Source organism: Pseudomonas sp. ACM7 (assembly GCF_004136015.1).
Taxonomy (GTDB): Bacteria; Pseudomonadota; Gammaproteobacteria; order Pseudomonadales; family Pseudomonadaceae; genus Aquipseudomonas; species Aquipseudomonas frigoris.
Genome location: NZ_CP024866.1, coordinates 1452037 through 1459313, shown reverse-complemented (window position 1 = coordinate 1459313; position 7277 = coordinate 1452037). Strand labels below are relative to the sequence as shown.

The following is a 7277-nucleotide window of genomic DNA, read 5'->3' as shown; positions in this document are numbered from 1 at the left end:
GCGTCGTCTGGCGACAATGGAAGCGGCCCTCAACGAGGGCACGTAACTTGATGCGCCTGGGGCTTAGCGAAGCTCGCGCCTGCAAATCAGCCTTCAATGGCCGAGGCCCATGGTGGAGCTCAGGCGCATCTCATATGAATCAGGCGCTGCCGAAGAAACTATGGGGTCAGCTTGGGTTAGTTTCGGTACTGGATACGATAAACCGGCTTAGCCGCATAGCTTGAACCGCCGTATACGGATCCGTACGTACGGTGGTGTGAGAGGACGGCGGCTGTAAAGCCGCCTCCTACTCGATCTGCCGTTTGGGCTATTCTCGGGCTCTCCCGCGCCGCCGTAGAGCCGGGTGTAGAGCAGGGAATCACCGATGATCACCAGTAAGCTGCCGAATGTCGGCATCACTATCTTCACTCAGATGTCTCAGCTCGCGGCGCAAACCGGGGCGCTTAATTTGTCCCAGGGTTTTCCCGATTTCGATGCGCCGCAGGCCCTGTGCGATGCGGTCGGTCGGCATATCGCCAATGGCCACAACCAGTATTCGCCGATGACCGGCCTTCCTGCATTGCGTCAGCAGATTGCGGCGAAGATCGTCCGCAGCTACGGCGTCAATGTTGATGCTGACCATGAAGTGACAGTCACGCCCGGTGCAACCCAGGCGATCTTTTGCGCCATTCAAGCGGTTATCCACAGCGGCGACGAAGTGATCGTGTTCGATCCGGCCTACGACAGTTATGAACCTTCGGTTGAGCTGGCCGGTGGTCGCTGCGTTCATGTGCAGTTGGGCCTGAATGACTTCGCCATCGACTTCCAGAAGCTCGGTGAAGCCATTACGCCGCGCACGAGGATGATCATCCTCAACACCCCACATAACCCAAGCGGCGCGCTGATCAGTCGTGCCGAGCTGGATCAGTTGGCGGCGTTGATTCGCGACCGCGACATCTATGTCATCAGCGATGAGGTCTACGAACACCTGGTGTTCGATGACGTGCCCCACGTCAGCGTGCTGAATCACGAAGAGCTGTATCAGCGTGCATTCGTGGTCAGCTCCTTCGGCAAGACCTATCACGTCACTGGCTGGAAAACCGGCTACGTGGTCGCACCGCCGGCCCTCACCGCCGAGCTGCGCAAGGTTCACCAGTACGTCAGTTTTTGCGGCGTGACGCCACTTCAATATGCCTTGGCCGACTACATGGCCGAGCACCCGGAACACGTCGAAGAACTGCCGGCTTTCTATCAGGCCAAGCGCGATCTGTTCTGCGATCTGTTGGCGCCTTCGCGCTTCAGTTTCACCCGAGTGGCCGGCACGTATTTCCAGTTGGTCGATTACTCGCAGATCCGCCCGGACCTCAATGATGTCGAGATGGCGTTGTGGATGACCCGCGAACATGGCGTGGCGAGCATCCCGATCTCGGTGTTCTACCAGACTCCGCCCGAAGGCCAGCGCCTGGTGCGCCTGTGCTTCGCCAAACGCGAGGAGACCCTGCGTGAAGCAGCGGCAAAACTATGCGTGATCTGAGTGCACTGCCCAATCTGAACATCGCGCTGATCCAGACCACCCTGGCCTGGCACGATCGTCAGGCCAATCTGGAGCATTTCGAGCCTTTGCTGGAACAGGCTCGCGGGGCGGATCTGATCATCCTGCCGGAAATGTTCACCACCGGTTTCTCGATGGAGTCCGAGACCCTCGCCGAGTCGGAAAACGGTCCCACCAGCAAATGGCTGCGGGTTCAGGCAGCGAAACTGGATGCGGTGATCACCGGCAGCGTGATCGTCCAGGCAGCTGACGGCAGCCATCGCAATCGCCTGTTGTGGGCGAGGCCGGACGGGGAGGTGTGGCACTACGACAAGCGCCATCTGTTCCGCATGGCCGGCGAGCACAACCACTTCACCCCCGGCGAGCGTCAGGTGCAGTTCGAACTCAAGGGCTGGCGCGTGCGGCCGCTGATTTGCTACGACCTGCGCTTCCCGGTCTGGAGCCGCGATGCTCAGGACACCGATTTGCTGCTGTACACCGCCAACTGGCCGGGTGCACGGCGTCAGCACTGGAACCGTTTGCTGCCAGCGCGGGCGATTGAAAACCTCTGTTATGTGGCGGCGGTGAATCGCATTGGTACTGACGGCAAAGGCTTTGCCTATACCGGTGACAGCCAAGTGCTGGACTTCCAGGGTGAGACGTTACTCAGTGCGGGCGAAGCCGATGGCGTGTTCCAGGTTGTTCTGAACGCTGCAGATCTTCAGGCTTATCGAACACGCTTTCCAGCGAACCTGGACGCCGATACCTTCGAGTTCACCTGAGATCTCGGCGGCCTGAACCGGCCTTTTCACGAGCAAGCCCGCTCCCACAGTTGATCAATGTGAGCACAGATTATGCGTACACCCAAATCCACTGTGGGAGCGGGCTTGCTCGCGAAGAGGTCGGGACGGGCAACACAAAAACAGGCAGGCAAACAAAAAGGCCCCGAGGTTCGCACCTCGGGGCCTTTTGCGTTTCAGCGATGACTTTACGCCGCTTTCGCTTCCGGCTGGCTCAGCGAGCGGTTCAGCGCGCTGAACAGGGCCTTGAAGCTGGCGGTGGTGATGTTTTCATCGATACCAACGCCGTGCACCGCACGTTCACCATTCACACGCAGCTCGATGTAGGCCGCAGCCTTGGCATTGGTGCCCGAACCGATGGCGTGTTCGTTGTAGTCCATGATCTCAACCGGAATCGGCAGACCGGCCACCAGCGCTTCCAGGGCGCCGTTGCCCTTGCCACGCCAGTGCAGGTTGGTTTCGCCCTGACCTTTACCAGAGACTTCCACTTCGACGGCGCTGTGACCGTTTTCTTCCTGCAGGCGATGGCTGACCAGCGCGTACGGGGTGTTGGCCTGCAAGTACTCGCTGTGCAGCAGCGCGTGGATCTGCTGAGCCGTCATCTCGAGGCCCAGGCGATCGGTTTCACGCTGCACAACCTGGCTGAACTCGATCTGCATGCGACGCGGCAAGCTGATGCCGTATTCCTGTTCCAGCAGGTAAGCGATACCGCCCTTGCCCGACTGGCTGTTGACGCGGATCACCGCCTCGTAGCTGCGGCCGATGTCGGCCGGGTCGATCGGCAAGTACGGCACTTCCCACAGAGTGTCCGGTTTCTGCTGGGCGAAGCCCTTGCGGATCGCGTCCTGGTGGGAGCCGGAGAACGCGGTGTGAACCAGGTCGCCGACGTACGGGTGGCGTGGGTGCACCTGGATCTGGTTGCATTCTTCGACGACTTTGCGCACGCCGTCGATGTCGGAGAAATCCAGCTCAGGGTGAATGCCCTGGGTGTAGAGGTTCAGCGCCACGGTCACGAGGTCGACGTTACCGGTGCGTTCGCCGTTGCCGAACAGGCAGCCTTCGACACGGTCGGCGCCGGCCATCAGGCCCAGCTCGGTGGCGGCAACACCCGTGCCACGGTCGTTGTGGGTGTGCAGGCTGATGATCACGCTGTCACGACGGTTGATGTGACGGCCGAACCATTCGATCTGGTCGGCATAGATGTTCGGGGTCGCGCATTCGACGGTGGCTGGCAGGTTGAGAATCACCTTGTGCTCAGGCGTCGGGTTCCAGACTTCGATGACTGCGTCGCAGACTTCTTTGGCGAACTCGAGCTCGGTGGCGCTGAAGGTTTCTGGCGAGTATTCGAAGGTCCACTCGGTGTTTGGCTGCTGGGCGGCATATTTGACGAACAGCTTGGCCGCGTTCACGGCGATGGCCTTGACCCCTTCCTTGTCCTGATTGAAGACAATGCGACGGAAGGAAGGGGAGGTGGCGTTGTACAGGTGAACGATGGCTTTTTTCGCCCCGCGCAGGGATTCGAAGGTGCGCTCGATCAAATCTTCACGGCCCTGGGTCAGCACCTGAATGGTGGTGTCGTCCGGGATGTGGTTGCCTTCGATCAGGGTGCGCACGAAGTCGAAGTCGGTTTGCGAAGCCGCCGGGAACGACGCTTCGATTTCTTTAACGCCGACCGACACCAGGGTTTTCCAGAAACGCAGCTTCTTGACCGCGTCCATTGGCTCGATCAGCGACTGGTTACCATCACGAAGGTCGGAGCTGCACCAGATCGGCGCAGCGGTAATGGTCTTCGACGGCCAAGTGCGGTCCGGGATGTCGATGGTCGGGAACGCGCGGTATTTCGAAGACGGGTCTTTGAGCATGCTCATCGGGAAATCCTTATTGTGTGGGCCGAAAAAAGGCGGCCTGCCGGTGGATCAAATGTTCTGGGGATAAAGCGTAGGACGAGGCATCGCGATTCAGCCTGGCAGTCGTGCACTGACAAGGCACAGGCTGCGGTGTGGCGAAGCTGAATGAGGGTGTGAGAGGTTTTCATGCCTTCAACCCTAACCGCGAGGGTGAAGGATGGCAAGCGGTCGAAAAAAATTGAGAGGAATCCTCGAAAAGTCGTGGTTATCGAGATTTTATTGCGGTGAAGAGTGGTGATTGTTTTTATGTTTGCGCGAGGTTTGAGCGATGCGCAATTGAAGGCTTTCGGTGATGGGGCGTGTCAGCGCGGCTATTCTTAAAGCCTCACCAAGGACTACTGGCAGGCAGGAGTCGGCAATGAACGAGTCGGATTGGAAGCTTTATAGTGCGCTGCGTCCGTTGGCCCATGAGCGGCTATGCATCCGGATCATGGAGGAGGTCGAGCGCATAGTGCTGGATAAAAGCCTGGTGGCTTATGAGCGGATTGAAGCCAGTGAAGAAAGGCTGAAGGCCGGTCAACAGGAACTGTATTGGGCGTTCGGCGTGTTCAGGCACTCACGCAATGAGGCGCCTGCTCACTTGCTGGGGCTGTGTACTCATGAGTTGGTCAGCGCTGAAGAGTTGGCGGGCTTCTCGGCGGAAACTCAGACCTGGATCAAAGAGTGCCTGGCGCACAGGGAAATCCATGGGATTGAGGACCTTGAGGCGGAATAAGCGGCGCCAATGAGACCGCCTTCGCGAGCAAGCCCGCTCCCACATTTGATCGGCGTGAACACATATTCTGTGCACGCCGAAAATCTAATGTGGGGCTTGCTCGCGAAGGGGCCATCAGCCTCAACAACTATTTATGGCTGAAACGCCCCAATGAAAATCGCTGGATCCACTCGCGCATCATTCAGGCTGACGTTCCAGTGCATATGCGGCCCGGTCGCGCGCCCGGTGGAACCGACTTTCCCGACCACTCCACCACGGGCCAATTGCTGGCCAACCTTCACGTCAATTTTCGACATGTGGCAGAACATGCTGATAAACCCCTGCCCATGGTCGACAAACACCGTGTTGCCGTTAAAAAAGTAGTTACCGATCAGGATCACCTTACCGGCAGCCGGGGTCTTGATCGGCGTACCGGCAGGCACGGCGAAATCCAGGCCGGCGTGAGGATTACGCTCTTCGCCATTGAAGAAGCGGCGCACGCCGAACTTGCTCGATAGCGGGCCGTTGACCGGTTTGTCCAGCAGCAGGTTGCTCGGGGTGTTCGGGCTGAAGCTGCGGTAAGCCTGGATCTGTTCGGCCAACTCACCCTCGATGCGCTTGAGATTCTCCGGGTTCGGATTGACCTGCTGCGTGTTCTTCAACGTGATGTGCTGTTCCGGGTATTTCTTGTTACCTACGTTGAAGTTCAGAGTGCGACCACCACTGCTGACCTGCTGCGTGCCCGGTTTAACCGTCAGCGGCACACCTACAATCGCCAGCCAGTTGTTCTGTTCCTTGACCACCAATACGGGTTTGCCTAGATAACTGGCCTTCGGCGCCTGCGCAGAGACACCCAGATCTACCACGGCCACGCCGCCCGGCACCGGTTTGTTCAACAGGCGGGTGATGTAACTGTCGGCGTGGGCATTGAAGGTCAGGCACAGCAACAGCAGCGGAGCTAAAAAACGCGGCATGGATCAATCCAGTAAAGAAAGGGTGACAGGCGTCAGGTGATTGTCTTCGACCCGCACTTGCAGCTCGCCTTCGCCAAGTCTGGCTTTCAGGCGCTGACCATTGTGGGTTTGCGCGGCGTTGCGGATCGCGTTGCCGCGTTCGTCCAGCAAAATGCTGTAGCCACGGCCAAGGGTCGCCAAAGGGCTGACCACATGCAGCGTCTGCATCTGGCTTTGCAGTTGCAGGCGACGGGATTTGAGCCCTTCGCGCATGGCACGGGGCAGGCGTTCGGCAAGGCTGTCGAGGCGCTGACGGAGCATCGCCAGTTGCCGTCCCGGATGTTGCCCGGCGAGGCGGGTTTCCAGGCGGATCAAGCGTTCGCGACGGGTATTGAGGCTGCGTTCGAACGCGCGGCGCATGCGCATGTCCAGATCATCCAGGCGCTGCGCTTGCTGGCGCAGACGTTCGCCGGGATGGCGTAGGCGGCGGGACATGCCTTCCAGGCGCAGACGGTCACGCATCAAGCGGTCGCGGATACGCATCACCAGTCGTCGATGCAGGCTTTCGACCCGACGGACCAGGTCACTGGAATCCGGCGCGAGCAGTTCGGCGGCGGCGGACGGCGTCGGGGCGCGGACGTCGGCCACGAAGTCACTGATCGACACGTCGGTTTCATGGCCGACGGCGCTGACAATTGGCGTCACGCAGGCATCCACGGCGCGGGCTACGGCTTCTTCGTTGAAGCACCAGAGGTCTTCCAGTGAACCGCCGCCACGGGCCAGGATCAACGCGTCGAAACCACGGGCGTCCGCCAGTTTCAATGCGCGGACAATCTGCGCAGTGGCTTCGCGGCCCTGCACGGCAGTGGGGATCAGCGTCAGTTGGATCTGCGGTGCACGGCGGCGGAATACGCTGATGATGTCGCGAATCACCGCGCCGGTGGGCGAGCTGATGATACCGATGCGTTGTGGATGCGCTGGCAGCGGCACTTTGCGTTCGGCGCTGAACAGGCCTTCGGCGCTGAGTTTTTCCTTCAACGCATCGAACGCCAGACGCAGCGCACCGTCACCGGCCGGCTCCACGGTATCGAGGATCAACTGATAGTCGCCGCGGCCCTCGAACAGCGAAACCTTGCCGCGGACCTTCACCGCCAAGCCATCCTTCAATGCCTGACGAACCCGCGCCGCGTTCTGCCGGAACAGTGCGCAACGCACCTGGGCACCGCTGTCCTTGAGGGTGAAATACACGTGACCGGACGCCGGGCGGGCGAGGTTGGAGATTTCGCCTTCGACCCAGATGTTGCTGAACACGTCTTCGAGCAACACCCGCGCGCGGCCGTTGAGCTGGCTGACAGTCAGGACTTCACGGTCCAGGCCGAGTCTTGCAAAGGGATCTTTAATCATGGGGCGCAT

The 7277-nt window shown here is 59.9% G+C and carries 6 protein-coding genes and 1 pseudogene; 4 read left to right on the top strand and 3 right to left on the bottom strand.

Annotated elements, in window-relative coordinates; all coding sequences use genetic code 11:
• The 3 genes and pseudogenes from CUN63_RS32065 to CUN63_RS06890 form a co-directional block, all read left to right on the top strand.
• Positions 1–224: pseudogene (locus CUN63_RS32065) on the top strand (group II intron reverse transcriptase/maturase); the annotation flags it as partial.
• Positions 225–364: 140 nt separating this feature from the next.
• Complete coding sequence (locus tag CUN63_RS06895; protein ID WP_129438176.1) at positions 365–1513, top strand: pyridoxal phosphate-dependent aminotransferase; 1149 nt, start codon at positions 365–367, stop codon at positions 1511–1513.
• Positions 1501–2292 carry an amidohydrolase gene (locus CUN63_RS06890; RefSeq protein WP_095131624.1) on the top strand — a complete coding sequence of 264 codons (792 nt, stop codon included), beginning with the start codon at positions 1501–1503 and terminating at the stop codon, positions 2290–2292. The genes CUN63_RS06895 and CUN63_RS06890 overlap by 13 nt, the downstream gene beginning before the upstream one ends.
• A gap of 206 nt (positions 2293–2498) precedes the next feature.
• Here CUN63_RS06890 and leuA read toward each other — a convergent pair whose 3' ends face one another.
• Positions 2499–4178: a 2-isopropylmalate synthase gene (gene leuA, locus CUN63_RS06885; protein WP_129438174.1), complete on the bottom strand. Its 1680-nt coding sequence runs from the start codon at positions 4176–4178 to the stop codon at positions 2499–2501.
• A 397-nt stretch (positions 4179–4575) separates the two neighbouring features.
• Between leuA and CUN63_RS06880 the strand changes: the two genes are divergently transcribed.
• Positions 4576–4932 carry a hypothetical protein gene (locus CUN63_RS06880; protein WP_129438172.1) on the top strand — a complete coding sequence of 119 codons (357 nt, stop codon included), beginning with the start codon at positions 4576–4578 and terminating at the stop codon, positions 4930–4932.
• Between the two features lie 131 nt (positions 4933–5063).
• On the opposite strand, the gene CUN63_RS06875 is transcribed toward CUN63_RS06880, so the two are convergent.
• On the bottom strand, positions 5064–5885 hold the full coding sequence (locus CUN63_RS06875; RefSeq protein WP_129438170.1) for a peptidoglycan DD-metalloendopeptidase family protein: 822 nt from the start codon (positions 5883–5885) through the stop codon (positions 5064–5066).
• Between the two features lie 3 nt (positions 5886–5888).
• Positions 5889–7268: an exodeoxyribonuclease VII large subunit gene (xseA, locus tag CUN63_RS06870; protein ID WP_033061484.1), complete on the bottom strand. Its 1380-nt coding sequence runs from the start codon at positions 7266–7268 to the stop codon at positions 5889–5891.
• Between the last annotated feature and the right edge of the window lie 9 nt (positions 7269–7277).